The sequence below is a fragment of the Fodinicurvata sp. EGI_FJ10296 genome (assembly GCF_040712075.1).
GTDB lineage: Bacteria > Pseudomonadota > Alphaproteobacteria > DSM-16000 > Inquilinaceae > JBFCVL01.
Window position 1 is genome coordinate 250,928 of record NZ_JBFCVL010000009.1, and the last position, 26,628, is coordinate 277,555.

29 protein-coding genes and 1 pseudogene are annotated in these 26,628 nt (G+C 61.2%); 14 read left to right on the forward strand and 16 right to left on the reverse strand.

Annotation, left to right across the window (positions count from 1 at the left end; all coding sequences use genetic code 11):
* The first annotated feature begins 72 nt into the window (after positions 1-72).
* Entirely contained in the window at positions 73-2,907 is a 2,835-nt protein-coding gene (locus tag ABZ728_RS19745) for an ATP-dependent DNA helicase (RefSeq protein WP_366658041.1), read from the forward strand.
* Here the strand turns inward: ABZ728_RS19745 and ABZ728_RS19750 are convergent, their stop codons facing one another.
* The gene (locus ABZ728_RS19750) at positions 2,908-3,504 is read right to left on the reverse strand and encodes a tetratricopeptide repeat protein (protein ID WP_366658043.1); all 597 of its coding nucleotides are present in this window, start codon (positions 3,502-3,504) and stop codon (positions 2,908-2,910) included. It lies immediately after the preceding gene.
* Between the two features lie 222 nt (positions 3,505-3,726).
* Between ABZ728_RS19750 and ABZ728_RS19755 the strand changes: the two genes are divergently transcribed.
* Entirely contained in the window at positions 3,727-4,137 is a 411-nt protein-coding gene (locus tag ABZ728_RS19755) for a tellurite resistance TerB family protein (protein WP_366658045.1), read from the forward strand.
* Between the two features lie 14 nt (positions 4,138-4,151).
* Here ABZ728_RS19755 and ABZ728_RS19760 read toward each other — a convergent pair whose 3' ends face one another.
* The 7 genes from ABZ728_RS19760 to ABZ728_RS19790 all read right to left on the reverse strand — a co-directional run bounded on the left by ABZ728_RS19760 (position 4,152) and on the right by ABZ728_RS19790 (position 9,810).
* Complete coding sequence (locus tag ABZ728_RS19760) at positions 4,152-5,135, reverse strand: Rpn family recombination-promoting nuclease/putative transposase (protein WP_366658046.1); 984 nt, start codon at positions 5,133-5,135, stop codon at positions 4,152-4,154.
* A gap of 73 nt (positions 5,136-5,208) precedes the next feature.
* Entirely contained in the window at positions 5,209-6,033 is an 825-nt protein-coding gene (locus ABZ728_RS19765) for a response regulator (protein ID WP_366658048.1), read from the reverse strand.
* Positions 6,034-6,068: 35 nt separating this feature from the next.
* Positions 6,069-6,602, reverse strand: coding sequence for a chemotaxis protein CheW (locus tag ABZ728_RS19770; RefSeq protein WP_366658050.1), 534 nt, complete (start codon positions 6,600-6,602; stop codon positions 6,069-6,071).
* A 168-nt stretch (positions 6,603-6,770) separates the two neighbouring features.
* On the reverse strand, positions 6,771-7,835 hold the full coding sequence (locus ABZ728_RS19775) for a heparan-alpha-glucosaminide N-acetyltransferase (RefSeq protein ID WP_366658051.1): 1,065 nt from the start codon (positions 7,833-7,835) through the stop codon (positions 6,771-6,773).
* Positions 7,828-8,673, reverse strand: coding sequence for a branched-chain amino acid aminotransferase (locus ABZ728_RS19780; RefSeq protein ID WP_366658053.1), 846 nt, complete (start codon positions 8,671-8,673; stop codon positions 7,828-7,830). Before ABZ728_RS19780 ends, ABZ728_RS19775 begins: the two co-directional genes overlap by 8 nt.
* A 92-nt stretch (positions 8,674-8,765) precedes the next feature.
* Positions 8,766-9,059, reverse strand: coding sequence for a hypothetical protein (locus ABZ728_RS19785; RefSeq protein WP_366658054.1), 294 nt, complete (start codon positions 9,057-9,059; stop codon positions 8,766-8,768).
* 88 nt (positions 9,060-9,147) lie between these two features.
* A complete protein-coding gene (locus tag ABZ728_RS19790; protein ID WP_366658055.1) occupies positions 9,148-9,810 on the reverse strand; it encodes a helix-turn-helix transcriptional regulator in 663 nt (220 codons plus the stop codon).
* 316 nt (positions 9,811-10,126) lie between these two features.
* On the opposite strand from ABZ728_RS19790, the gene ABZ728_RS19795 reads away from it, so the two are divergent.
* The 6 genes and pseudogenes from ABZ728_RS19795 to ABZ728_RS19820 all read left to right on the forward strand — a co-directional run.
* Positions 10,127-10,492: a hypothetical protein gene (locus ABZ728_RS19795; RefSeq protein ID WP_366658056.1), complete on the forward strand. Its 366-nt coding sequence runs from the start codon at positions 10,127-10,129 to the stop codon at positions 10,490-10,492.
* Positions 10,489-11,004: a hypothetical protein gene (locus ABZ728_RS19800; RefSeq protein WP_366658057.1), complete on the forward strand. Its 516-nt coding sequence runs from the start codon at positions 10,489-10,491 to the stop codon at positions 11,002-11,004. Before ABZ728_RS19795 ends, ABZ728_RS19800 begins: the two co-directional genes overlap by 4 nt.
* Positions 11,005-11,019: 15 nt before the next feature.
* Positions 11,020-11,352 carry a hypothetical protein gene (locus tag ABZ728_RS19805; RefSeq protein WP_366658058.1) on the forward strand — a complete coding sequence of 111 codons (333 nt, stop codon included), beginning with the start codon at positions 11,020-11,022 and terminating at the stop codon, positions 11,350-11,352.
* A gap of 4 nt (positions 11,353-11,356) precedes the next feature.
* Entirely contained in the window at positions 11,357-13,051 is a 1,695-nt protein-coding gene (locus ABZ728_RS19810; protein WP_366658060.1) for a portal protein, read from the forward strand.
* Positions 13,052-13,087: 36 nt separating this feature from the next.
* Positions 13,088-13,861, forward strand: a complete 774-nt coding sequence (locus ABZ728_RS19815) for a hypothetical protein (RefSeq protein WP_366658062.1) — start codon at positions 13,088-13,090, stop codon at positions 13,859-13,861.
* 108 nt (positions 13,862-13,969) lie between these two features.
* Positions 13,970-14,584 (forward strand): annotated as a pseudogene (locus ABZ728_RS19820) (phage capsid protein); the annotation flags it as partial.
* Between the two features lie 81 nt (positions 14,585-14,665).
* Here the strand turns inward: ABZ728_RS19820 and ABZ728_RS19825 are convergent.
* From ABZ728_RS19825 to ABZ728_RS19835, 3 genes are all read right to left on the reverse strand, one after another.
* A complete protein-coding gene (locus tag ABZ728_RS19825) occupies positions 14,666-15,499 on the reverse strand; it encodes a site-specific integrase (protein WP_366658063.1) in 834 nt (277 codons plus the stop codon).
* A 65-nt stretch (positions 15,500-15,564) separates the two neighbouring features.
* Positions 15,565-15,921, reverse strand: a complete 357-nt coding sequence (locus tag ABZ728_RS19830; RefSeq protein WP_366658064.1) for a helix-turn-helix domain-containing protein — start codon at positions 15,919-15,921, stop codon at positions 15,565-15,567.
* The gene (locus ABZ728_RS19835) at positions 15,914-16,471 is read right to left on the reverse strand and encodes a hypothetical protein (protein ID WP_366658066.1); all 558 of its coding nucleotides are present in this window, start codon (positions 16,469-16,471) and stop codon (positions 15,914-15,916) included. The genes ABZ728_RS19830 and ABZ728_RS19835 overlap by 8 nt, the downstream gene beginning before the upstream one ends.
* Positions 16,472-16,899: 428 nt before the next feature.
* On the opposite strand from ABZ728_RS19835, the gene ABZ728_RS19840 reads away from it, so the two are divergent.
* Both ABZ728_RS19840 and ABZ728_RS19845 read left to right on the forward strand, forming a co-directional pair.
* Positions 16,900-17,202: a hypothetical protein gene (locus tag ABZ728_RS19840; protein ID WP_366658067.1), complete on the forward strand. Its 303-nt coding sequence runs from the start codon at positions 16,900-16,902 to the stop codon at positions 17,200-17,202.
* 10 nt (positions 17,203-17,212) lie between these two features.
* Entirely contained in the window at positions 17,213-17,809 is a 597-nt protein-coding gene (locus tag ABZ728_RS19845; RefSeq protein WP_366658100.1) for a hypothetical protein, read from the forward strand.
* A 61-nt stretch (positions 17,810-17,870) separates the two neighbouring features.
* Here the strand turns inward: ABZ728_RS19845 and ABZ728_RS19850 are convergent, their stop codons facing one another.
* Positions 17,871-19,019, reverse strand: a complete 1,149-nt coding sequence (locus ABZ728_RS19850; protein WP_366658068.1) for a DNA cytosine methyltransferase — start codon at positions 19,017-19,019, stop codon at positions 17,871-17,873.
* 397 nt (positions 19,020-19,416) lie between these two features.
* On the opposite strand from ABZ728_RS19850, the gene ABZ728_RS19855 reads away from it, so the two are divergent.
* On the forward strand, positions 19,417-19,758 hold the full coding sequence (locus tag ABZ728_RS19855; protein ID WP_366658069.1) for a helix-turn-helix transcriptional regulator: 342 nt from the start codon (positions 19,417-19,419) through the stop codon (positions 19,756-19,758).
* Positions 19,759-19,894: 136 nt separating this feature from the next.
* On the opposite strand, the gene ABZ728_RS19860 is transcribed toward ABZ728_RS19855, so the two are convergent.
* On the reverse strand, positions 19,895-20,932 hold the full coding sequence (locus tag ABZ728_RS19860; RefSeq protein ID WP_366658071.1) for a tyrosine-type recombinase/integrase: 1,038 nt from the start codon (positions 20,930-20,932) through the stop codon (positions 19,895-19,897).
* A complete protein-coding gene (locus ABZ728_RS19865) occupies positions 20,929-23,025 on the reverse strand; it encodes a site-specific integrase (protein ID WP_366658072.1) in 2,097 nt (698 codons plus the stop codon). The genes ABZ728_RS19860 and ABZ728_RS19865 overlap by 4 nt, the downstream gene beginning before the upstream one ends.
* 350 nt (positions 23,026-23,375) lie before the next feature.
* Here ABZ728_RS19865 and ABZ728_RS19870 point away from each other — a divergent pair, with 350 nt between their 5' ends.
* Positions 23,376-23,744 (forward strand): hypothetical protein, encoded by a 369-nt coding sequence (locus ABZ728_RS19870; protein ID WP_366658073.1) that lies wholly within the window; start codon positions 23,376-23,378, stop codon positions 23,742-23,744.
* A 768-nt stretch (positions 23,745-24,512) separates the two neighbouring features.
* On the opposite strand, the gene ABZ728_RS19875 is transcribed toward ABZ728_RS19870, so the two are convergent.
* A complete protein-coding gene (locus tag ABZ728_RS19875; protein ID WP_366658074.1) occupies positions 24,513-25,277 on the reverse strand; it encodes a hypothetical protein in 765 nt (254 codons plus the stop codon).
* Positions 25,278-25,320: 43 nt separating this feature from the next.
* Here ABZ728_RS19875 and ABZ728_RS19880 point away from each other — a divergent pair, with 43 nt between their 5' ends.
* Complete coding sequence (locus tag ABZ728_RS19880) at positions 25,321-25,599, forward strand: hypothetical protein (protein WP_366658076.1); 279 nt, start codon at positions 25,321-25,323, stop codon at positions 25,597-25,599.
* Positions 25,600-25,800: 201 nt separating this feature from the next.
* On the opposite strand, the gene ABZ728_RS19885 is transcribed toward ABZ728_RS19880, so the two are convergent.
* Positions 25,801-26,049 carry a helix-turn-helix domain-containing protein gene (locus ABZ728_RS19885; RefSeq protein WP_366658077.1) on the reverse strand — a complete coding sequence of 83 codons (249 nt, stop codon included), beginning with the start codon at positions 26,047-26,049 and terminating at the stop codon, positions 25,801-25,803.
* 142 nt (positions 26,050-26,191) lie between these two features.
* Here ABZ728_RS19885 and ABZ728_RS19890 point away from each other — a divergent pair, with 142 nt between their 5' ends.
* On the forward strand, positions 26,192-26,599 hold the full coding sequence (locus ABZ728_RS19890; RefSeq protein WP_366658078.1) for a hypothetical protein: 408 nt from the start codon (positions 26,192-26,194) through the stop codon (positions 26,597-26,599).
* The last annotated feature ends 29 nt before the right edge of the window (positions 26,600-26,628 follow it).

Consider the following 26,628-nt stretch of genomic DNA (forward strand, 5'->3'; position numbering starts at 1 on the left):
GCGGCAACCGGATCGACGCCGTGCCGCGATGAGCATGTTTCGATCCGGCGCCGGAGTACCTATAGTGCCGCCATGTCCGATACGCCTTTGCCATCGCCTCCAGAGTCCGCCGCACCGCAATCAGCGAGTAGCGGGCCGCGTCTTCCCGGTACCGATGTCCTCGTTGCCGGGGCGGCGGGACTCGTTCTTCTGACGGCCGAGGGCGAAGTCGAAATGCCAACGCCTGCCGAGGCTCGGACGCGGATTCACGATCGGCCGGTCATGGTCTGTCATGCACGGTCCATGGCCCGCCGGCTGGGCATGGATTCCTTCGCCGCCTATGATGTCCTGGAGTTGTTTGCCTTCGTTCATCCGGCCGTGTTTTGCCGGCCGACGCCGCGCGGCCTGGCGGAGACCCTCGATCTGCCGCCGCCGTCATCGCTGGAAGAAGCGGCATTGAGCCTGTTGCGGTCGGCGGAACGGCTGCTGATCGACCTTCGGGCCCATGATCGAACCGAGGCGTCCGAACCCCTCTCCATGGCGTGGGCCATGGGGCGCGGCGGCTGGCTTTGGGCGCCGGTGGTCCTTGACGCCCTGGGGCATCCGGCCGGGCCGGAAAAGCCGTCGCGTGGCGGCGAAGCGTTCAAGATCTGGGCGCATCTGCCCGAGTGGGAAGCCGAAGCGCCGCGACCGCCGCCTGGCCAGCGCACCGTCATGCCCGAAGATGCCCGCCGGCGGCTCGCCCGGTTGTTGGGCGACGGAGCGGAGCCCCGGCCACAGCAGGCCGACTATGCCTCGGCCGCGGCGGCTGCCTTTGCGCCCAAGGCGTGGGAAGAGCAGCCGACTGTGGTCCTGTCCGAGGCCGGAACCGGCGTTGGCAAGACCCTGGCCTATCTGGCGGCGGCCAGCGTCTGGGCCGAGATCAACGATGGTGCGGTGTGGATCTCTACCTATACCCGCAATCTGCAGCACCAGATCGACGACGAGCTTGACCGACTGCACCCCGATCCGGCCCGCAAGGCGCGAGAGGTCGTGCTGCGCAAGGGCCGGGAAAATTATCTTTGCCTCCTGAATATGGAGGAGGCGGTAAGGATGGTTGAAACCCAGCCCCGCTATGCCGTTGCCCTTGGCCTGATGGCGCGTTGGGCGGCCAAAACCCGCGACGGCGATCTGAGCGGCGGTGACTTCCCGGGATGGCTGCCTGATCTTGTTGGCCGGGGGCGCAGCCAGGGGCTGGCGGATCGGCGCGGCGAGTGCATTCATTCTGCATGCCCCCATTACAACCGGTGCTTCATCGAACGCAGCGTCCGGCGGGCGCGCAAGGCCAGCATCGTGGTGGCCAACCATGCCCTGGTGATGGTTCAGGCGGCCCTTGGCGGCATGGACGACACGCATCTGCCGTCACGCTATGTCTTTGACGAGGGCCACCATCTGTTCGACGCCGCGGACAGTGCGTTTTCGGCGCATCTGACCGGCGGCGAGACGGCGGAATTGCGCCGTTGGCTGGTCGGTGGCGATTCAGGCGGCCGGTCAAGCCGCATGCGAGGTTTGCGCCGCCGGGTCGAGGACCTGCTTTCCGGTGACGAGGCGGCGTCGGAGGCGCTGGACGAAATCGACCGCGCCGCCCGCCGGCTGCCGGCGGACGGATGGGCTGCCCGGCTGTCACGGGGCGAGGAGGAGCCGAAAGGACCGGCGGAGGCATTCCTGTCGCTCGTCCGCCGCCAGGTTCTCACCCATGCCAAGGGCCGCGACGGCCCCTATAGCCTTGAGGCGGAGGCCGTTGCCATCGTGGACGGCCTGCCGGAGGCCGCCAGAACCCTGGCCGCGGAACTGACCCGTCTGGTCGATCCGCTGAAGACACTGGCCGAGAGGCTTCGGGCGCGCCTTGATGACGAGGCCGACAGCCTCGATACCCAGTCGCGCACCCGGCTGGATGCCGCCGCCAGGGCGATCGACCGCAGGGCATTGACCCAGGCCCGCGCATGGTCCGACATGCTGCGCTCGCTGAACGACGAGCCGCCGGAAGGCGCGGTGGATTGGTTCGGTGTCGAAAGAATTCCGCAGGACGCGGGTCTGCCGTCGCGCGAGATCGATGTCGGCTTTTACCGCCACTGGATCGATCCGACATGGCCGTTCGCACGATCGCTGGAAAGCCATGCGCATGGCGTCCTGGTCACGTCGGCAACCCTTACCGATAGCACCGGCGACGTCGAGTCGGACTGGACGGTTGCCGAGGATCGCACCGGCGCCTCGCGCTATCCCAATCCGCCGATTCGTGCGCGGGTGCCGTCGCCGTTCGACTATCCCAAACAGACCAGGGTGATCGTGGTTCGCGACGTCGATCGCGACGATCCCGACCGGGTCGCGGCGGCCTATCGGGCGCTGGTGACGGCATCCGGCGGTGGGGCGCTGGCGCTCTTTACCGCCATTTCGCGCATGAAGGCGGTTCATGGCCGGGTCGCCGGTTCGCTGGAAGAGGCCGGGATTCCGGTATTCGGCCAACATGTCGACGGCCTGGATCTGGCGACCCTGGTCGATATCTTCCGGGGTGAGGAAAATGCCTGTCTGTTCGGAACCGACGCCCTTCGGGATGGCGTGGATGTTCCGGGCCGCTCGTTGCGGCTGATCGTGTTCGACCGCGTTCCCTGGCCGCGTCCGACGATCCTGCACCGTGCCCGGCGCGATGCCTTTGGCCGGGGCCGCTATGACGACATGATCACCCGCTATCGACTGAAGCAGGCTTTCGGCCGTCTTGTCCGGCGCGCCGACGATCATGGAGTCTTCGTGGTGCTCGACAGCCGATTGCCGTCCCGGCTGGATGGCGCTTTTCCCGACGGTGTCGAGATCGAGCGCTGCGGCCTCGCCGAAGCGGTGGAAACGGTCAAGCGCTTCGTCGGCAGCGGCGGGAAACCGCCGCCGATTTCCTGATCAGGAGGTGGTCGGGCTGAACTCGCGAACCATGAGTCGCGCCCATGTCAGGTCCTGCGCATCGAGATCGTCGGCCAGCCGGTCGCGGGCTTCGGCGGCCCGGCCGGCGATGGCGTCATAGCTCTGCGAGGCGAGTTCGAGCCACGTGAAAGCCGCGACCGGGTCGGTGTCGATGGCGTTGTCCCACTCGGCCAGCGCGACGCCTGTCCAGTACTGCCCCACAGGGTCGCCCTGCTCGGCGGCGCGCCGGTACCACGTGTAGGCCTCCGCCAGATCCTGATCGACGCCATGCCCCTCGCGATAGAGTGTCCCCATCATGCGCTGGGATTTGAGATCGCCCTGGTTGGCGGCTTCGGCATACCAATAGGCGGCGCGGTCGAAATTTTCGAACGCGACATTATCAACGCCTTGATAGTAGCGGTCCGCAAGCTGACGCTGCGCCGTCGGATCACCATTTTCGGCGCGCTCAGCCAGCGTTTCGACTGCCGGATCGGCCTCAACCAAACCCTGGATTCCGACCGGGCCTGGGGTGGGCGCACAGGCCGCGAACGCGACCAGTGTAATCGTCAACGCGAAAAATTTGGCTACGCTCGTCATCGCAATCGGTCTCCATTTTACCATTTTTCAGCCCCGTTCCGGACAAGGCGTACGCCAACCTTTGCACCATCAACGCGTTGTATTGTTGAATAGCGGATCGAACAGGTATTTACCATAGCCGGAGTTGGCACGCCGATGCCCGGGTCGATCCAATGACGGCAAGGTCGGGGTTAAGGTCACGTGTGCAATGACAACAGATTGGCCCGTGAAGGGGAATAGGGAATGACGGACGCCCAAGGCGCGCTTGTATACACCATGGTCGTTGCTTCGGCTTGTGACGGTGGTATGTCGGATCGGGAACTCGACAGGCTGGGGGAAATGATTCGGTTTCTGCCGGTGTTCGAGACCTTCGATCCGGCCCGCATCGGTCAACTGACCGATGACTGCATCGCTGCAATGCAGGATGAGGAAGGCCTTGACGGCTTGATGGATCAGATCCTGGTCAGTCTGCCCGAGCATCTGCGTGAGACGGCCTATGCAATTGCTTGCGACGTCGTCGCCGCTGACGGAACGGCCAGCCAGACAGAGCTGCGTTTTCTGGAGATGCTACGCCATCAGCTCATGGTCGACAGACTGACGGCCGCGGCCATCGAGCGCGGCGCCCGGGCCCGGTCTCAGCGCCTGGAGCATTAGGGCCGTGGCTCCGGCTAATGCGTCGGCCCATCGTCGAAAACGGCGCTGAGTGACGGGGCCGTGACCGCGCGCTCCAGCAATGCGTCGAGGTCGTTCGCGGGCGTGGCGCGTACGCGCGTCGCGATCGATGGCGGCACGGATCCGAATCGCAGGTCGAGCGTGCGAAGCACCGAACGTATCAGGGCATCAGAGGCCCCGAGGGCGATTCCTTCGTCCCGGCCTTCCACCCGACCTTCCACCCGACCTTCGTCACGCCATTGTTGCGCCGGTGTTGCCATGAATTCGGCCTCCCTATGCGGTTTGACGCGGCGAATCACGTCGATCAGCGTATCCGCCGGAACATCGTAGGTGTTCCCAATATACTCGAAGATCTGCAATGTGAACACGGCTTCATCCGGCGCGTCCTGAACGATCCGATGGAGAATTTCCACCGATACTGCGCGGTCGAAGACGTAGCGCAGTGCCGCGAGGCCGGACCGGACCGCGTGATCGGCGGAAAGTGTCTCATAGTCGCGCCGTTTGAGGTCCTGGAGCGTGTACCCGAATCCGCTTGCTGCTTTCAGCAATGGTCCTTCTGCTTCGATGCAGCCTGCCAGGGAGGTCGGAACCGTCCAGTCCGCAACACCGTGATAGAGCACAAGAGGCAGGATCGGGGGCAATCGCCCGCCCCCCTCGTTCGACCGGTGCCGCCGCCAGATGCGCAGCATGTATTCCGCGATCTGGAGGGGCGTATTGGCGTCCGGGTGGCTCTTGTGTTCCAGCAGAACATAGATGAACGCCGTGCTGCCGGACCGGGTCGCGGTCCGAAACAGACGGTCGCTTTGCGTGCTGCGCAGCTTTGCATCGATATAGCTGCCGTCGACGGGGTCGGGCGGCGAGTCGGCGAGTAACTCTGCAAGTTCCGGCGGCAAATAATCCCTGATCAGCGCGGCGGCCCGCCCTGCATCGTCAAGAATCGCCCTGAACAGCGCATCGTGAGGATTCGATATATCGGACATTGGCATTCTCGGCAGCGGAACGCGCTACCGTGAATGCATCCAATCGCAGGAAAGTGCAACTCTTACGTGATTTTTACAGGAGGAAGGCCTCGTTGAGCGCGTTCGCCAGATCGTCGCCGAAGCTTTGGCCCTTCCGGATGACGGGGATGCCGTCCGGCAATACGCGGAGCCAATCGGATTCCGCCGGCAGACTGGTAATCAATGCCAACGGGATATTGCGCGTCTCGGGCATGTGACAAAGCCCCATGACCAGATCGATGCCTGAAAGTCCGGGCATCACGGCGGATACGATCATGAAATCCGGTTTCGTCCGCGTCGCATGCGCCAGGGCTTCGAGCGTGCTGGTGATGATGGTGACCCTATACCCGCAGGCCTGGACTTCCCGTTCGATGAAATGGGTCTGGGCATTGTGATGCATGACCAGCATCACTTCCACCTCGCGGATCTCGATGGAGTCCGGCGAGAAAGCGTCGGATACCCGGCCGGGAAGGGTGCGAATCAGTTGTGCGGGATCGGTGTCGCTGCTGATCGTGCCTTCCAGGATATCGGTGGCGGCGTCCAGATAGCGGCGGATATCGGCTTCCCGGCGGCCGTCGATCGTTGTCAGGGCCGAGAGATAGTTCTCGGCCTGGCGGCAGACGACTTCGAGCAGCGGCAGATTGAAGTTGTGAGCCTGGCCCCGGGCCTGAAAGAAGAACTCCCGTATATCGCCGAGATGGTCCGCCAGATCCGTATCAAGCGTCTGGAGCCGTTCCAGTGTTTCGTCCACGAACTCGCGGCGAAGGTTCTCCACCATCTCGGCGGTCGCACCGCTATAGAGGCCGCGTGTCACATGGCCGGAAGACGGCGTATCGCTGTCGTCGGCACCGGAAATCGCGTTGTCGGTCTCGTGGGGCATCATCTAATCCGTCGGACTGTCGTCGAAACCGTCGATCAATGCATGAAGTTCAACAGTTTCGCCACCGAGGTGCGGACCATCAGCCGCCCGTCCAGGCGATAAATGCCCTCGGATATTTCGCGCCATCGAACATCCATGGTCGAGGCGTTCTTTTGCACATCGCGGTCCGGCAGGCTCATGACCTCGCCGATTTCATCGATCAGCAGGCTGTAGAGGTGATCGTTGTACTCGGCAACGATGCTCATCAGATCCTTGCCTTTCTTCTCGGCCGTCGGCAGGCCGAGGCGCCGGCGCAGGTCGACGGCGGTGACGATCTTGCCGCGAATGTTCAGGGCGCCCGCGATTTCAGGCGGTGCCAGAGGGATCGGCGTGATCGACTGCAGGCGGTGGACGTCCTGGACTTCCTCGGTCGGAATGCCGAAAAGCTGGTCCGCGAGCGTCATGGTTACGAACTGAGTGGTCGGACCGCGATCCACAGAGACGTCGCGCGCGGCGCCGATGCTGCCGGCGGCCGGCCGGCTGCCTGAAGTTTGGCCGTTGCTTTTGCTTACTGCCGTACTGTTCGACATGATGTTCCGCCGATTTGGGTGACGCGGGAAATTGTGGCGGCTTTCGCCGCCGAACCCGAAAGGTATGCGCTTTTCGTTACCAAATCGGAAACACCGCACTATCGGTGGGCAAGTGGCCAGCTACTGGGCCAGCTACTGGGCCAGCCACTGGGCCAGTAACTGGACCAGTTACTGGGAGGGTGCCGGCTCAGGCGCCTGAAAGCCGGTCTGGCAGGTCTCGATCACGTCGAGGAACCGGGGATCGGACATGACTTCGGACTCCGAAAGACCGTCGGACTCCCAGAGTTCAGTGTCCTGAAGACCCGTGACCACGCATCGGCAATAGGTCGTGCAGAGATCGCCGCCGCCGGCATCGCGGCAGTTGGTCTCGCACGAGGATAGGAATTGCGTCGTATTCATCGCCTGTCCCGGCGACGTGAGGTCGACGATGGCACCGACCGACCGGCCGTCCGGCCCCCCCGGTCCGGCAAGCGTCGCGACCGCCATCAGCACACCGATCAGCAGCGGCTGGTGGAGCATGTAAATGATCAGGCTCTTCCGGCCCAGCCAGATCAGCGCCCGGCCTGGCAGACGGCGAGGCTCGACTGCAGCTATCGTTTCCGCGATCGCCGTGTGCCGGGACAAAATCTGGCCGGTTGCCATGCCAAGCAGCATCAGCCCCGTCCACGGAAAAACCGGGACGAAATCCGAAGCCGGCGGCGGCGCGGCCTGCAACCCTGTCCATGCCCAGATCGGGTCGCCCAGCGCCGGGAGCGTGACGGTGGTCCCGACCCACAGGACAGCGATGCCGGCCAGCGCTGCCACGGCCCAGGGCAGGCGTGCAAAGAGCAGGCAGATTACGCTGCCCACGGCAATGGAATGCAATATTCCAAAATAGATATAGGTTTCGGGCATGAGAAAGCGCGTCGCGATCGTGATCACGAGAGCACAGACTCCGATCAGCAGGAAGCGCTGCCCGAACGCCAGCAAACGCAGGCGCCGGTGGGTCATCAGGGCAAGGCTGATACCGGACACGGCCAGAAACGTACCGGCCACGCAATAGGCCATCCATTGCCATCCGGCTGACGTGGCGACTGACAATGCCGCCAGACCCAGGAAATCGAGATCCCACGCCGCATGGTAAATGACCATGCCGATGATGGCGATGCCGCGCAGGGCGTCCAGGATCAGCAGGCGCGGGATCGTTCCCGGCTGCCGGGCGACGACAGAGTTGTGTGGCTTGCGATCAGGCACCGGTAAAGGCGAAGTCCCAGTATGCATCGCGGAGGCGTCGATACATCGGGCCGATCTGCAGATCCCGATCTTCGTATCGGGATATGGGCAGGACCTTGGCATGGTTGCCGGTCGAAAAAATCTCGTCGGCGTTCAACAGGTCCTCGTGCGTTATCCGGCATTCGCCGACCTCGATGCCCGCGCCGCGCAACAGGGAAATGCACCGTTGCCGGGTGATGCCGTCAAGGAACGTGCCATTCGGAACCGGCGTTTTCACGACGCCGCCCTTGACCAGAAAAATATTGGCCGTGGCCAGTTCGGCGACATTGCCCAGGGCATCCAGCATGACGGCGTTCTCAAAGCCACGCCGCTTTGCCTCCATCAGCGCCAGGCCTGCCTGAGGATAGAGCGCCGAGGCTTTGGCCGCCGTCGGTGCGCTTTCCGGCGTCGGCCGTCGGCGGGTGGAAAGGCAGACGGCCATGCCTGAAGGGTTGGGCAGGGGGCTCTCGTATACGGTGAGGATAAAGCGCGCCGACTCGGGATCGGGGTCGACCCAACCGTTTTCCGCGTAGATCATGGGCCTGATATAGAGATGCGCGCCCTTGTCGAACCGTTCGACGGTGTCCCGGGCCAGGCCTTCGACCGTCTGCGCCGTTACAGGCGGCTTCAAACCCAGAGCCTTGGCGGAGTCGATCAACCGCGCCGCATGTCGGTCCAGATCGGGCATGACGCCGTCGAAAGCCCGCGCCCCATCGAAAACGATCGATGACATCCAGACCGCGTGGGTCATCGGACCGAGAAGCGGAGGATTGCCTTCAAGCCACTGGCCATCGACATAGGTAAGCGCGCGCCTGTCCATGAATTATCCTCCCCGCCAATGCGTGAACCCGCCCATTGGGCCAGTCCCGTCAGGTCAGCATAACGCGTGGCCGGACGTCACACCACCGTCCGTCATTCGTTAGCGCGCATTCTCTCTATCGCCGCCGCACGAAGTTTGGCAAGCCATTCGGTCATGCGATTCAGGTCGGTGTCGGAATTCGGTTCACTGGCGCCGACCGATTGCCGCCGCTTCGCGATCGACCGACGGCATGCCGCTGCCTGACGGTCGCCGTCGCGCCACTCGACCCGGCGCCGCCACTGCGCTCCGGGATGGTTTCGGTTCAATGTGCCGTCGATCCGCCGGTGCAGATCGTCCAGACCGGCACCGGCACCATCGCTCCCGGTTCGGGTATCTGAAGGGGTCATAAAGGGATCGCCATATGTCGAATAAGAAAATATACCTAATGCACCCTATGGGATATGGCGGCTGAGGGCAAGGGGTCAAAATTGAGGGCTATTGGCTGGCCCAGATGATGCGGGCCATCCATGAGATTTCGTGGACCAGCAGCATGCGGGGTTCGTGGGCCGGATTGAACGACCGCAGTTCCACCCGCGTTGCGCTGCGGCGGGCAAGTTCCTTTGCCATGACCTCGCCACCGACGGTGCGGGCAACGACGCGGTCGCCTCGCCGAATGCTGGATGTCGGACTGACGATGATCGTATCGCCCTCGCGGAACACGGGCTCCATGCTGTCGCCCTGGATTTCCAGCGCGTAGCCGTGAGGATCGTCGATATCAGGGAACAGGACCTCGTCCCAACCGGTGCCGGCGGGAAACCCGGCGTCGTCGAAATACCCGTCGCCGCCGGCCTGGGCGCAGCCGATGATCGGGATGCGCTGTGTTGCGCCCCGGCCGGTGTTCCTCGACGTTCCGTTCTCTCCGCCGCCACCGGACTGCACCAGGCCGACGAAATCCTCCAGCTCGGTATGAGTCGCAGCCAGGATCTTGGCAAGACTCTCGGTCGACGGCCATCGCGTCTTGCCCATCGGGGTGAGCCGCTTGGACGGATTGAAAGCTGTCGCATCGAGGCCGGAGAGGCGGGCGAGGCCGGACGGGGACAGGCCGCATCGTTCCGCGAGCCGATCGATTCCGCGCCACATTTCGCTATGGGTAAACATAAGAATACTGTCTCATAATAAAGGCCCTACGTCTGTAGGAAAATATTCATATTACGGTTGACACCGCAACCCTAAGTAGTCCAAAACTGAATTCGCAGCGGGCGAATTGCGTCCTATGGCGACTGCAGACCGCTCAATCGCCGCTGCATCCGGTCACTGTTGTGGCGGCATTAATCGCCGGCACGACACCGGCCCTTGGTAGAACGCAACCTCGACAACCAGCCGCCGTCGACAGCCAAGGCAATAATTCCTAGTGCCGTCGCCGAGTCCAGTCAACCATCCGGGTGGCCCGGATCATGGTACAGGATCCGTTTCTATGCAATGTTCACGTTATGTTCGAAAACCGCAAGACGAATACGCAACCGTCCCTTTCTCCTCGGCCGAGGAAGTCTGGTTCTGGTTCATTCGTGCTCATGAAGCCAGCGCAGCGGGTGCCCGCGCCAGGGCCGGCATGGCCTTGTATCCAAGGCCGTGTGAACCCGTCGATGTTGCGCGGGTCGTCGACCGTCTCTACCGCCAGCGTCGACTGTTGCGTGATCACTTGTTGGTGCTGGCCCATTATGGCCGCCGCCTGATGGCGCCCAATCCCGACTATCGCCAGGAGATCAAGGCGTCGTCCCTGTGGCGCGAAGCCTTCGACAGGATCGAGCCGGCTTTGCGCAGCAAGGGGATCGTGGCATGAGCGCGGGTGCGACGGCAGGCGCCATGCCGTGTCCGGTTTCCGGCATGGTGTCGGCGACACAGACCGATGAGGATTGGCGGGAGATTCATGTGGTCTTCTGCGGTCAGGCGCAGATCGTCTGGCTTCGATGTTTGCGCCCGGGCTTCCGGCACTGCTTTGTCGTCTTCGGCAACGGCCGGCTCTGGCTGACGCTCGATCCGCTTTCATGCTGGACGGATGTGCGCATCCAGCCCATCGGCGGCGGGTTCGATCTGCCGGCGTGGTATCGGGCACAAGGCATGATCACCATTCCTGTCACTCTGGTAAGGCACCAGCCGCCCACGTCCGCACCCTGGGGGCCGTTTACCTGCGTCGAAGCCGTCAAGCGCGTCGTGGGGCTTCGCGACCGCAGGGTGCTGACGCCGTATCAGCTTTATCGCCGTCTTGGCGACTGCGAGCGGCAGTCAGAGCCGAAGAAGCGGGCTGGACACCGCCCCCCTTTGACGCCGCGGCAAGCCGCCGCTCGATCCTGAATTTCCGGAGGATACATGGGAAATCTGTTCACGCCGCCGAGCCCGAGGCCGACTCAGGTCATCGCAGCGCCGGCTCCGCCGTCGCCGACGCCGGCCCCCGTAACGCCGGCTCCGTCGCCGGTGCAGCCGAAGGCGCAAGCCAAGCCAAAGCCAGAAAGCGCCGAAGATGCCAGCCGGAAAAATGCCGGGTCGGATCGGCCGGAAGAAGAGGATACGGCCAAAGCGGTTCGCGAAGCAGCGCAAAAGTCGCGGCAACGCGGCCGGACGGCCACGGTCGCGACAGGGTGGCGCGGCATTCTGGGTCTGCGCAAGACCGACGCCGACCGCAAATCACTTCTGGGGGAATGAGTGAATGACGTCACGGCCTCGAAACGACCGCCGCCCGCCGGCCGCAATTGCGCCGGACGCGGAGCAAACCGCTGCCGACATCCTAGAGCGATACGCCCGCGCCCGTGGGGTGCGGGCGAATTGGGAGCCCGTCCTTCGTGACTGCTATACTCTGGCACTGCCGCAACGCGGCGATGGCGATAGCAGCGGAGACGCAGGCGGGGCCGGGATTGCCGACGTTTACGACGGCACGGCACCCGATGCCGTCGACCAGCTTGCCGCCAGCCTGCTGTCGCAATTGACGCCGCCGTGGGCCCGCTGGGCCGGATTCGAGGCCGGCGCTGACGTTCCGGATTCTGCCGCCGTCGACGCCGCCGACCTGATCGATACCATGGAGGCAGGCTTCCAGGGGCACATCGATCGCTCCAACTTCATCGTCGAGATCCACCAATGTCTTCTCGACCTGGTTGTTGGCGGAACCGCCTGCCTGTTGATCGAAGAGGCGCCGCCGGGCGAACTCAGCGCGCTGAAATTCACGGCGGTGCCCCTGGCCGAGGCGGTTCTGGAAGAGGGCGGCGACGGTCGTCTGGAAACCGTCTATCGGCGCGTCGACCTGCCTTTGGAGGGACTCAGGCGGCGGTTTCCCGACGCTGCCATTCCGGAGGCGGTCATCGACGCAGGACTGGACGACCCCGGTCGCACGTTCGGCGTTGTGGAAGCGCTGCGGCCGGACCGCCGGACGAGCGGCTACCGGTTCACCGCCGTCCTGAACGAAGATCCGGCGGTCATCCTGAAGGACCGGTTCTATTCGGAATCGCCTTTCGTTGCCTTTCGCTGGCTGAAAGCGCCGGGCGAGGCTTATGGCCGGTCGCCGGTCATGAAGATGCTGCCGGACATTCGCACGGCCAACAAGGTCGTCGAACTCGTGCTGCGCAACGCATCGATCGCTGTGACCGGCATCTGGCAGGCCGACGATGACGGCGTCATCAACCCCTCGACCGTTCGCATCGTGCCCGGCACCATCATTCCCAAGGCGGTCGGCTCGAAAGGGCTGACGCCTCTTGAAGCGCCCGGACGCTTCGATGTCTCGCAACTGGTGCTGGACGATCTGCGCAGCCGCATCCGTCGCGGTCTGCTCGCCGATCAATTGGCCCAGTTGAACGAACCACGCATGACGGCCACCGAAGTCATGGAGCGGTCCGCCCAGATGGCCCGACTGCTCGGCGCGACCTATGGCCGGCTTCAGTCGGAATTGCTGACGCCGCTGGTATCCCGTTGCCACGCAATACTGCGCCGGCGGGGGGAAATCCCCGACCTGCCTCTGGACGGCGAAATCCTGTCGCTCAGATTTCGCTCTCCGCTGGCTCAGGCGCAGGCCCAGCGCGATGTCCAGAGTGCGATGATGTGGGCGGAAAGTGTGGCCGCACTGGGTCCGGCTGCCATGGAGGCGGTCGACGCACCGGCGATGGCGCGGTGGCTGGCGAAACGCTTCGGTGTTCCGACCGAGATCGTCAGGGCCCGGACTGATCCACCCGCCGATCCACCCGCCGATCCACCGGCCGAACCATCCGCCGATATCCCCGACGACGCGCCGGGTCCCGCAATCGAGACTGCGTCAGTCGGGGGCGGCGAGGGAGGCGATGCGCTTGCCGCAGGCGTGCAGGCGGTGGTCGGGGCACTGACGCAGGCGGCGGGCGAACGACCGTTGGCCGATCGATGAAAACTACGGCCACACCAATCACAGGAGCACGACACAATGCCTGATAATCTTCTGGAATCGAAACAGGGTGCGCCTGCCCGGGATGCTGTGGGCGAGCCGGCGGACCGGGCGGCAGACCGAACGTCAAGCGACCCCGACGACCCGTTGGCCGCTTTTCGGACCGGCCCGGACGGCGCGCTGGACCCCCAGGCCCTGGCCGACGCGTATCTGAAATTGAAGGAAGCAGTGACGAACCGGGTCGCACTGCCGGGCCCCGACATGGCCGATGAGGACCGGCGGCGCCTGTACGCCGCTCTGGGCGTGCCGGAATCGCCCGATGGCTATGATGTTGCCTTGTCGCATTCGCTGTTCGAGCGCGATCCGGACATCGAGAAAACACTTCACGAGGCCGGCTTTTCGACCAGCCAGGTCCAACTTGTCTATGATCTCGCCGCCGAACGCATGATGCCGTTCGTCGAGGAGATCGCCGGCGAATTGAAAGCCGAAAACGATCAGAAGCGCCTGATCGATGCTTTCGGTGGCGAGGACCGGTGGCGCGAGGTGTCGCGCCAACTGCTCAAATGGGGGCGCAAGAATCTCTCCGGCGACGTCGTCGAAACGCTTTCGACCTCCTACGAGGGCGTTATGGCCCTGCATCGGATGATGACGGGCGAGGACAAGCCCGGACAAGTGCTGACCGGTGGCGACGGTGCGGACAAGGACGAAGATCTCGACCGAATGATGCGCGACCCGAAATACTGGAAGGAAAAGGACCCGTCTTTCGTCCGCAAGGTCACTGAAGGCTTCAAGCGACTCTATCCCGACGCCTGACCGGGCCCGACGCCTGACCGGGCCACATCGCCCGCCGGACACAATTCCCATATCCGCCCGCTCCCCGTCCGGAGCGGGCTTTTTTTATCTGCCAAAGGAACGATCACCATGCCGACAACCGTCGAACGCGCCTTCGTCAAGCAGTTTGAACGCGAGGTGCACGAGGCCTACCAGCGCGTCGGATCCAAGTTGCGGCCGACTGTCCGGTCCAAGGGCAACGTCAAGGGCGTCAGCACCACCTTCCAGAAGGTGGGCAAGGGAACGGCCGGGACCAAGATCCGGCACGGCGAGGTTCCGGTCATGAACCTGGACCACGAGCCGATGGAATGTGTGCTCTATGATTATTACGCCGGCGAGTGGATCGACAAGCTCGACGAGTTGAAGACCAATCTGGACGAGCGCTCGATCGTGTCGAATGCCGGGGCCTATGCTCTCGGCCGCAAGACCGACGACCTCATCATTGCCGCCATGGAAACCGCTGACCAGATCGTCGGCGACGGTACCGGCGGCCTCGACCGGGACAAGGTGCTGGAGGCGTTCGAGATCCTCGGCGCCAACGATGTGCCGGACGACGGCCAGCGCCATGCGATCGTCGGCTGGCGCCAGTGGTCGGATCTGCTGGCGATCGAGGAATTCGCATCGGCCGACTATGTCGGGGCCGACGACCTGCCCTGGAACGGCACTCAGGCCAAACGCTGGCTGGGGACCCTGTGGATGCCCCATTAATGCCGGCAGATAGTAAATGCCTGAAACTGCTACTTAATTTCACGATATGGGCTGGGGTTGGTGCAGTATCCGGTTGCGTTACGCCCGTCTGTCGAAGGAACTGGCGGCCGCGCTGAGCCACTCCGGGCGGTGGTGCCCGTAGGTCATTTCAATCTGCCGAGTGGTCGTATGGCCAAGATATCGAGCGATCTGCCACCAGGGGACGTCGGCGCGGACCATCCATGTTGCGGCGGTGTGCCGAAGTGTGTGAGGGCATATACCATCAAGGCCCGCCCTTTTGCAGATGAATCTGAATCCTTTCCGCACGTCCTTGATGGGCTTGCCGTTATACTGAATCACGAAGCCTGTTGGTGATGAATGGCGTCTAGCGTAGCGCAAGAACGTCATCAGGCGCCGGGGTATAGGGATCTGCGCTCGCCCCTTCGATGTTGCTTCTCGGCCGGGCGTCCGAAAATCGATCATGCCGCGACCAAAGTCTACCTGAGTCCAGCGAAGCGAGAGAATCGCCTCTTTCCGCGCGGCCGTATAAATCCCCATCAGAATGAACAGCGGCAAATGGCGGCGCCCGTGTTGCCCGTTGCGAGCGGCGCGTATAAGGCTGGCAGCCTCCTGACGAGTCAGCCATCGCTCCCGGCGTTTGCTTGCTGGTGGCATCCAGATGTGGACCAATCGCGTGAGCCGACCTTGCTGAAAATCGTGCCTGATAGCCGCAGCCAAGACGATGATGTCGTTTCGGACGGTTCCTGCGGCGACCGCTTCACCGGTGATAGAGTGGCGACGTTGGCGAACATACCCCCGGCACGTCTGTTCAGTGATCTCAGTGACGACGAGGTGACCCCAGAACGGCAATAGTGCGCGGACAGAATTCGCAATCTGCGCTGGAGAAACAACTTCATGCCCATGTTCGGACATGTAATCCGTCAGGACGTCAGCGATGTACCTCTGAGATGGATCACGGGGGCCGGCGGGCTCTGATTCTATGAGATGTTGCGCGAGCTGGGTCTCAGCTTCGCGGCGGTCTGAAGTGCCCGTTGAACGCGCGCGTCGACGGCCACGATCGAACCATCGAACCTCCCAGACTTTTCTGTCTTGCCGCCAGTTAAGGTGGGCGCCTTTGTTCCGTTTTGGCATGGCACAGTCCGCTCCTTCAGATAGTCGTATACCGCTTCCCGGCTGATGAGGTAGCGCCCTGCGATGCGCGTGTATGCGATCCGACCGACGCGGCATTCATTCTGAACCGTCCTCGCTCGGCAGCGCAAGACGCTCGCCACCTCTGACGGCGTGGCCAGATCTGGGAGGTCCGCAATACGCGAAGGGACCACAGTTTCATTCATGATCACCTCCAGCGCATGACAGCGGTGTCGATATACAGCCAGAATCGTGTGCGGCGCGAAGTTGCGGCTGGAGTAAGCGTCCAATGCTTTGCCCGTCCGGCGAAACGATATGCGCCCGGAACTCAACTTCGGCCGTCGCAACACCGGTGTTGACCGCGTGGAGCTTGGCCTTGATGACGACCGCCAGGACGCGTCGGCGCTGCCGTACGGCCGGTCCGAGGGCGGCATTGGTTTGCTTGCCTGTCCGTGCATTGCTGGGGGGCGAACAAGTTGGATTGCGCCCGGCCGGGTCGAGAATGGCCGTCATTAACAGGACCGGCCCGTCTGCCAACGGAAAGGCAATCAGTGCGTCACGTGCCATCGCGCCTCCATCAGTAACGCCAGGCACCCCCGCGTCGGCGATATGTCGATATCCCTTTACGTTTTGGGCACGAGTCGTCGATCTGGCGCAATTGTTCATTGGGCGAATTCCGTCTACTTCACTCACTCCGGATGAAGTAAGATCGGCATCAGAAATAAAAAAATTGCACGTTGAGTTGAACGCCGCCACCTCCCCCTGAACCAAAACAACCCAGGCGAAGCCTGAACGGGCAGAGCCCGGTATATTCCTTACCTTCTCTAACCTTCCCTAACTTCGGGGCCGATTGACGCTTATATAACAACGACTTACGCCGAAAACCCTGCGAATCTACCAGTGCAAACCTGTGAATCTACCAGTGCAACCCTGCGAATCTACCAGACCCAACGACGAGTGATGCCGGGAATAGGAAGAACGCCCTATGCAACTTGAGTTCTTCACGGTTGAATGGCGGATTATGTGGGAGAAAATGGGGGCGATGGCAGCTTTATTAGGATATTGTTCCTACTTAAGTCTTGATTCGACACATCGTCGGAGCTTTTTCTCAACTTGAAGCTAGCTCTCGACCAATTCCCGTTCCGAGCAGTTCTGCTGGAGCGACACCGCAAAGAAGCTGTACTTTGGTTGATTTCGTGCATAGCGATTTCTATATTGTGGCTGTCAGACCGACCCAGCGTCAGGGATCGCATTGGTTCTTTGCCGAAGCGGTGCCGCAGGAAATTCAGATCGACAGAACGCACAGGGGCCACGGTTCCGAGGCTCGAAATTCTCGAAGAAGATATGCACCGGAGATCTTGAAAATGATTGATGCGGCGGAACGGCAGGTTCTTGCAAAAGGCCTTAGAAGCGTGGCCTTTGCCGGCAAGCCAGATTGTGAAAGCGAGGCGCCGGAACGGTTGTTCAAGCACGGCATCGATCCCTGAATTGGACGAGGTGATTGGTGGAGGGCTCGTACCTGGATCCATCATGGAGATTTACGGTGACGAGGCGGCAGGAAAGAGCGCTCTTGCATTACTCTACGCCAACGACTTTGCCCTGAAATACGGTCCGGGAACCTCTTATATCGAAGACGCCGAAAGGGTCTATTCCGAGCGCGATTTTTCATCCTGCCCGCATATAGGGGGAATGGCCTCTGTTGTTCATCCGGTCAGTCTGGAGAAAACAGGCGCTTTGGTGTCATCCCGTCTGAAAGCGGGGAATCTGGGACTGGTCGACATTGATAGTTGCGCTGCGATGCTGCCGGAGAGTGATATCAAGGGATATCTCGGAGATGGGCGGTTCGATCGCCAGGGTGAGAAAATTGTCCGAACGGTCAAACACTGGAAAACCATTCAAGGTGATGCCCGACTCATACTGGTCAATCAGCGCCGCAACAAAAAGACGAGACACAAGGCGACGGGGGTTTGCGAAGACAACACCTCCGGTGGCGCTGCCCTCTATAGAATCTCCGACATTCGGCTGGATGTCCGGGTTGATGCCCTGATCAAGGATCAGGGAAGCCGGGATATCGTCGGTCAGATCGTCAATTGATGTAATCGCGACGGGTTCACATGCGCCTTAAGGTGGCGCCCGCTAAGAATCCCGCGTCGCATTACTGGTCCTCCAGAGCAGTTATGACGGCCGTCCCAACCAGCTTGGCCAACGCGACCGGCACGGCGTTGCCAAGCTGGCGTACACATTGCGACCAGGAGCCATGGAATCGGTAGTCATCTGGAAACGTCTGGAGCCGCGCGCATTCACGCACCGTGAAATGTCGGACGCTGCCGTCGCGCCGGCGAAGCATGTTTTCTCCGCCCGGGACGCCGTGGACACCCGCTTTCAGCGTCTTTGCCGGTTCGTCGTCGGGGCTACCAGTGTGACCGGGGTAGGATTTCGCGCCAGGCTTGAACGCATGTCCCGACCACGCCGCTGCGGCGTCCGGCTCGGTTTCGGGGTCGGGAAGGTCGGCGAGGGCATCGCGTACTGTCCGCCACGGCAAGGTCACCGGTTCGTCGGCCCCTATAGTCCGGCCTGAGGGTGAATGTCGACCGTCGCGCGCGATCTGATGGCGGTCGAAATAGCTCCCATGGGTCATGTCCCACAGCAATGCCTCGCGCGAATGTGTGGCACGAGGGAATTGAAAATCGACATTTAGATCGTCTCTGAAACCCACGAAAAACACCCGTTCGCGCTTCTGCGGCACGCCGAAATCGGCGGCATTCAAAACCTGCGCCGAAACCCGGTAGCTCAGGCCGCCAGTTTTGCTGTGGCTGTGATGGTTTTCAAGCCGTGACAGATGATCCGCCCAGGTCTCTTCATCCCGACGCGTGAGATCCGGATGCTCGAGCTGTCGCTGGATGTACCGGAAGTAGTCGCTGAAGCTTCGGCGCGTCAGACCTTTGACGTTCTCGAATATGAAGGCACGCGGACGGGTCTGGCGAACGGCTCTGACAGCCTGACCAAACATGTCACGGCGGTCTTCCTGCGCATTGTGTTGTCCGCCGAGCGAGAACGGCTGGCAGGGCGGGCCGCCGGAGACAAGATCAATCCTGTCTCTGTAGGCGGTAAAATCGACGTCGCGGACATCGCCTTGCAACAGCGGCCACGACGAGACCAGCGAGTGGCCAGCGTCCTGATTCCGGCGAATGGTGTCACAGCAATGAGAGTCGAATTCCATGACAGCGTTTGCTTGAAATCCAGACTGGTGAAGGCCAATGCACAGTCCCCCGGCACCGGCGAAGAGTTCCAATGAATTTTTCATGAGGGCGAATTAGGATCGCCCGCAGAAAACTAAAAATGCGCGTCACATTGAATTAGTCGGTTTGCTTGCCCGTTATGCCGTCATAAGAGACAGTAATGAATAACGATCATCCGGATTTTCAGATCAATTATTGAACTGAAAGGGCGCGTATCGATCAGTCATGCGATAGCGTCGTCACATCCGAGTTCTGTTTGCCTGGTTTCCTGGCGATGCCAACACCGGTACCGTAATGATGATCGACATCACCGATGGTCGGTTGTCGGGGCGAAGCACCATTCGCCTCAGCCAAGGCCGGTGCTCAAAATCACGGCCGATATGGCGGGGAGGGATATCCGAGTTGATTTCCGGATCAACTCGGGTATCGTACCGGTGATGGCCCTTTGAGAGGACGCTGGTGATGAACAGACTGCGGGATTTTGCCGATGTCCGCCGGGATATCGAGGATGAGAACCCCGGAGTTCAGTTGGAGCTTCGCCGGACGGCGCAGAAGCGGTCGATCGCGCAGATGCTGGTGCGCATGCGCAAACAGGCCGGTCTGACCCAGACAGCTCTCGCCGTCGAAACCGGGTGGGATAAAGGCTTCGTTTCGCGGCTCGAAGGCGCCTACGGCGGCATGCCTGATACCGGCACAATCGCCCGGTATGCAACGGCTTGCGGCTTTACCTTGCGCCTGGTCGCCGGCAACACCGGCGATGACAGCGGCGCCATCGAGGTCACGCTTCAAGACGACCGGCAGTAACGACAAGCCGGTTCTGATGAACGCCGGAGCGGATGTCCGGACCCTGCGCGGCGGGCAAGGTCCGGACTCCATTGCCGCAGCCCCCGTTTTGACGGTTGATCCGGGCTTTTCTCGAGTTGCTCCGGCGTTTCATCGCTCAATCGATTGCCGCCTGGTACCGCCGTCCTGCCAGGATCTGACTTGCGGTGCGCTGATAGCGGCGTGTCATGTCCGCTGACCTGTGGTCGAGCACCGACTGCGCCGCGATCGGGATTTCGGGGATCCTCTCAACAGCAAACGTCGCCGCCAGATCGCGAAGCCGGTGCGGACTGAGCGATACGCTGAGCTTTTGTGCCGTCATTTTGCGCATTGCGGCATAGAGCGCTGGAGCGCCGGCGGGCCGGCCGCGTTTTCCGATCCAGAATGTATCGTCTTGAGCGCCGTGTGCCGGCAAGATGTCATGAATCCAGGTGCTGAGAAACGGCAGCAATGCTGGCGGCAGAGGATAGTCCGCCGCCGTGGCGGTCTTCCGATCCACCGCTGCAAACCGAACCATCGCGGCCTCCAGATCGATCGCTGGACAACGCAGCGCCGCTAATGCTCGCCGCCGTTCGGGCACGACGATGCCCAGCGCGAGGTAAAGCCCGTCGCGGTACGTTTGCACGCAACGCCATGACCAAACTGTGTGGGGCTGCGGTGCGCTCAGACAATCGGTCATCGTGCCTATTCCAAGCGCCCAGACTTCCTCCGCCGAAACTTGTTTTAGCGTGGCTGATTTTCGCGGTGTGTGGCGCTCCGCTTCCGTTTGAAGGCGTCGGCCGGCAGCAGCGAGCCAGCTAAAATCGTCGTCCGGCGCGATCACGCGGCCAACACGAAAGAGAGCCCAGACATAGCCGACGATCGTGGATAGTCGGCAGCCTCTCATTTGAGCGTCACCGATCAGCGCCCTGACGGTGGCCGGGGAAAGCTCCGGCGACAGGTCTTCGGCGTCGGCGATTGCGAGAAGCCGTGTATAAACGCGGGCGACGGTATACCGCGTGACCGGCTTCCACGAACGGCCGGCGCCGTCGCTGAGCAGGTCGTCAAACTCGTTTCGCACGTCATGCGCCGCGATCCAGGCGGCTTGTTGATGTTCCGGCCAGGTTCGGCACCCCGCCGCGATTGCGGCGGGGCTGGCGTCGATGTGGATATTCATTTTTTGTTCCTTTCGTCTTCGGCTGCGTAGCGTTGGAGCAGCGCGGACTGGTATTGTCGTTGTGCAGTGAGACTTGCGATTTCAGCGTAGTAGCGCAGCGTCGTCTCGAGCCGTTTGTGACCCAGAAGTTTCTGGATAACAGCGCAGTCGACGCCCGCATCCAGCGCGATTTTTGCCGCCAGATGGCGGCTTGCATGGAGATTGAGCTCGAAGCCCAGACGCCTGTTGCGGTCGACGAAATTCATGTTCATCAGTTCCAGTGCCCGATGCTTGGCGCCTTTGGCGGGAAAAACGAACGGGTTCTCGGCACTTGCGCCGACCCGGGACGCGAGCACGGGGCGCAAATGGCGAAGCCAGAACCTCAGCTCCGTCGTTGCTTTCTCTGTCAGTTCGACGGTCAGCGGCTCGTGATTTTTGACTTCTTCCGCTGCGAGCCAGAGCGTTGCCTTTCCCTCGCCGCTTGGCAGCTTCACGTTCTGGTCAGGCCCCCGGAACCGCAACTGACAGAGATTAGCCCGCCGCAGCGGCGCGGACCGGAGGATGAGATGGAGCAAGCCGACCATGGCATCGAGCAGAGACTGCTGATCCGGTTCCCGGCCGGCGGCGGCAGCCGCATGGGCCGGCCTCAACAAAGCCGCCGGAGCCTTCCGCCACGCTTCAAGATACGCCGGATCGGCGAACTTTCTGAGCCGATCGCGATGTCGAGAGCCCATTGCTGATCCGCTCTGCCAAACCGGCTTCACCATACCGTCTGATTGCTTTTGCTCCGAGCGGATATGCGGGTGGACACGCCAGAGCAAGCGCCGGAGCTTCTCCAGCGATGCGTCGTCGACATCGTGAATCTTCGCAACAGTCAGAAGCGCGGAGACGATATTGCGACGCTGTGCCGATCGCTGCTCCGAGGGCTTCCCGTCCTGGCGTTCGGCCCGCCGCGACTGGCGATCACGCGCATGTTTTAGCGCACCGACAGCATGTTCTGGCGTCAGAACCTGGGCAATGTCCCTCAGCTTTGAGGGGGCCTGATCGGCCAGCGCGGCGTATGCGATCGCGGTTTTCCAAGATCGCAGTGTGCCCGGTGCGTACTGGCGGTTCGGTGCGTGCTCGACACCCGCGATCAGGTCGTCGAAATCGTCAAAGACGGATGCGGGATCGAAATCCTCCGCCCCCGGCGCCGTCATGCGTTCAACGAACGCATACCAAGACTGTTTGAATGGCGCCGATAAATCATCGAACCGCAGATTCCAGCGGTCGACACCTGTGCGGTACCGCCGTGCGAGCGATTGACGGGGAAAGCCTTCACAGCTCTTCTGCAGTTCTTCCCACGCATAAACGATTGCGCGAACCGTCTCGTGCGCACCCTTGATCTTTCTTGCGGCGAGATCCGCTTCCAACGCATCGACGGTGCTGTCGTCGACGGCATCGGGCTGGATGTCGCGTTCGTAACAGTATGAGACCAGACGCCACAGCTTCGCGCGTGCCTGGCCGTCTGGCAGGCCGTCAACCAGGCGCCGCCAGGGACCGACCAGAAAATCGGCGCTCAAGCGGCGGTGGCCGTGGCGATCGACCAGCCGAACTGCGCCTAAGAGCATCGACTTGATGTTGTCGAAGCTCTGTTGCCGGACGCCGAAATCGATCGCCGTGAGGCCATCAAAAGACGTTCGGATCCGGCGCTCGACGGCCGGAATTTCCGCCAACTCGCTGTTCAGAACGTCTGCAAACCGCGTCAGAGCGCCCCGAATTCGGATTTTGCGGTCGGGTGCCTGAGTCTGCAGATCGACAGCGACTGATGCATCCGCCAGGGTCGCTGTGTTTGCAGCGACCGCCGCCGTCAGGGCAGCCGGCGCCATGGGAAGAGACTGCAGTTTGCGCATCGCCCGACGTTCTCCGTCGAGCGTCTTCCAGCCGAGGTCCGATGCGCCGACGGCGCGAGCATGAAGGGCTTCAAGTTCGCAAGCCGGAATATCGGTAAGTGCCTTGTCGGCTACTGCATGCGCTCGGGTAATGGCTTTGCGCGCCGCGTGAATGTCCGTCTTGGTCAGGTGCGTAGGCAACAGCGTCGTCAGAATATCGAGATCGTTCAATGTCTTTGTCATCATCATCTTCCTTGGAGATGGGGGGAGCGGGAGGCGTCGTCGCCGAAAGGGCGACGCCTCCGCTTCGACCCATCCCGCCTCCCTCTTTCTTTTCCGGCGTGTCCAAGGGAGGTAAGGCTTCAATGACGATAAAAAAAATTGGTCCGGGGTTGAGTGTCAGCTCGGCCATGTCGAGCGCAAATCCGAGAATAAATGCCTTATTCTCCAAAAATGATGCCCAGATCGGGTGGCCGGCATGAGCAAATAAGGCATTTTCAGGAAATCTTGCCCAATTTCTTGATGGGCGAACGCGTTTCCCTATATTGGGCTGTGTCGCAATAACGCGTCACAACAACGTAAGGAAATGAAAAATGATTTCAATCCGCAACAATAAAAGCCTGATTTCATCAACTAACTATTGGGATTCAATCCCTGCTCAAAACGGGTTGTTCTTCTTGAGTGGGAATGCTGGCGCATGGCGCCTTCTGGTCCCCGACAACCAGAAACACTTCCTTGCGGAGATGGCCACAGCAAAGGCAGTTGAGATTGATCTCGGTGTCAACAACGGTCGGCAGGTGGTCACAATTTGGTTCGAGGATGGGACGGAAACGCCGTTCCAGTTGGGTGTTGAAGATAGCACGATGGACCGTGTGCTCACGCCAAGTGCTACCCCGCAGCCATTGCTGATTTATACGCAGGAGGGGTTGCAGCAGGAGCATCAGATCCGCAAGGTCATGTGACCTCATTGGATTGAGGCCGCTGTTCGGATGTCCAGAGAGAGAGAGAGAGAGAGAGAGAGAGCTTTTCTCACAGATTGGACAGGAACGGTCGATTTGCTCAGGGACGGAAACATCCGGTTCTGTCCGGAGCGACCACGCAACGAGCCCGTCGGCCCCGGCGGATGACTGCCAGGGCTGACGGGCAATGACCCAGCGGATCCCGTAACCAGGTTGCGCAAACTCGGTATCATCCCGCACATCTCGCAGAACGGCTATGATATCGGCGGCCGCAAGGCGCATCATCGCAGCCTGGATCGCATTGGCTGGTAGATAGCGCTGGCAGTCGCTTCCTACAATCTGGAGGGCAGCTCGATCTGTTTGAACAACCTCTGGACTGTCGCACAGTGAATTCCTGTGACCGACTTCCAGCGGCGTGGCTCGGGCTTGTGGGTTTTGGACAAGGTTTGGCTTCAATGCCCAGTCGGTGACCGGCCACGGTCGACGATCCGGCGGGCGTAGACATGTGGCGGCAGCTTCCGGCAAGGTCCGGCAGACAAGCGCGCCGGCGTAAAACGGTGACGCTGAGACAGATCCGATCTCGAAGTCCCCGTTTTACGCCGGAACGGTAACACACTGGAAAACAACGGAAAAATCCGGAAGCTTCCGGCAAACTTTTTGGGGGTGGAACAAGGCTTGCGTTCGCCGATCAGCGAAAGACATCTGCTCGATGAATGGCCCAAAAAAACCGGCACCGCCTTGAACAGCACCGGTTTCGCAAGCGGAGATTCTTCAATCCCAGGTTTCATATCGTGACTCGAGACGTTGGCCAATGCGCACGCTATGCCAGATGTCCGGAACGTCGGCATAGACCGGGTCATGCTCGTGACCGAGATGACGCAGTGCCGGATCGATCGCCCAGAGCTGTCCATCGTCGTCGCGTACGATGCGACTTGCGCGGATGCTATGACGCATCGCGGTGAATTCGCGTCCGAGTTCCTCGACAATCGACGCCGGGCCACGTTTCTGTTCGACAAGAAGCACGTCACCCTGGCGCATGCGCTTGTTGAGACTGTTCATGAGCTGCTTCTGCGTGACGTCGAAGACCCAGCGCTGGGCGGCATGAACCGCATCGCGGGGGTCGTTCGTCATCGCCTTGCGCGATCGGGCGGCGTGATAGCCGACCTCGTGCGCGAACGTCTGTCCCTCGTCGCGTCCACAGATGACGTAATTCTTGCGAGTTTTGGTCCACCGCTTCTGATCGCGATCGTGCAACGACTGTCGGATCTGGATCAACGCCACACCGTTGTCGCCCTGACCGGGATCGAAGCCATAAAAATCAAAGTTGCGTGTTTCAAACCAGCGCCGGCTCTTATAGAGAACGCCACTCTCGGGCAGGCATTCCTTGAATTGATCCAGAAGTTCATAGTAACCAATACCAGATCCCGGAAACGAGATGATTTCTCCATATGCGCCACGTGCACATTGCATCGACGTCGTGGTAAAAGATGCGTTGATCTCCGGATCTTCCGGAAGGCCCTTTTTGATGTATTCCATGATCGTGTCCTTTTTTCAAATTTATCGGCCCTGTGTTGGGTGAATGGGACTTAGTTTCAAAAAACAACTGGTACAAGGCTTAGATGGATATTTTTATTCAAGCAAAGACAAGAATGGCGCAAACACTGTTTTTTCAGGATATTTTAGGTGTTTGGGTGGCGAAGGGGAGAAAATCAAAAAGTTACAAAAAAGGGACGCCGCCGGCAGCGGCGACTTCAAAATCAAACGGGAAAACCGGTTTTTGCAGCGTGTTCAAATTCAAATAGCGGATCCTCAAGGCGCAGCTTCTCGGCGCTCCGCCCCGGAAAACCGCCGTTTTTGAAATTTCCGTCAGGAAGACCTTGAAACTCGGCCTTGATGACCCAGCGCGGAATTTGATTGTTTTTGAAGGCAGGTCGACGCGACGGCTTTGACCGTTTTCAAACTTTGACGCGTTTTCTTTCAAATGACGAACGCACGGCCCCTTGAAGGACGGCCGATTGCCGAGAGGGCAATCGCCGCTCATAATGCCGGCGATGGGGCCTTATTCCGGGGGTCTGCTGGTGTTTTGCACGGCTGAAAGCGTGTCCGGGTCAACGCCGGTCCAGGCGCCGAAGGCGGGAATGGAGACGCGCCACTGGCCGCCGACTTTCGCTGCGCGCAGCTCGCCGCGCTTGATCGCGCTGCGCACGGAGCGTTCCGAGAGATGCGCCAATCGGCAGACTTGGCGTAGTGTCAGAAGCTGTAGTTGTGAAAAATTATCGTCGTCGGACTCACGTTTCTGGCTGTTCATGCTTATCCCCTTGTTCACGAAGTCTGATCTGTGAACTGGGGTTCGCGCCGGATTCATAAAAATTGGGTAGCGCCTTTCCAGGGATGGCAAGCCGCAACGCGGCCGGCACCCCTGATCGTCGACGGGATCCGACGATCGGGAGGTGCCGGCAAAGACATTATTCGGCGGCCTCATTGGGCGCGTCGGGCGCGGCGATCTGCAAGGTCACAGTAATCCTCGTCATCATGTCCGCCGAATCCTCGCTTTGGCGTTGACGCTTTCCCGAAGCCGTTGCTGTCAGTCCGATGCCTTCAAGGGCGTCAACGAAAGCGCGAGCGGCGTTTTCAGCCATCGTCTCGGCATTGGCTTCCTGACGCAAATATCCAAGCCGACCTTCAAAGCGGGGGGCGTGCATATGTGTCAGCCGCATGGCTTCCAGATTATCGGCTATCGGACCGAATTCGTCCGGGAGTTTCCGCACGACATCGTTGTCATCAGCACGAATTCGAACCTGCGGCGGCTCTCCGTACTCGCGCGCATCGGCCACAATGAGGGTTACGATCTTCTCTAAATTCGTCATTTTATCACCAATAGTTCGCG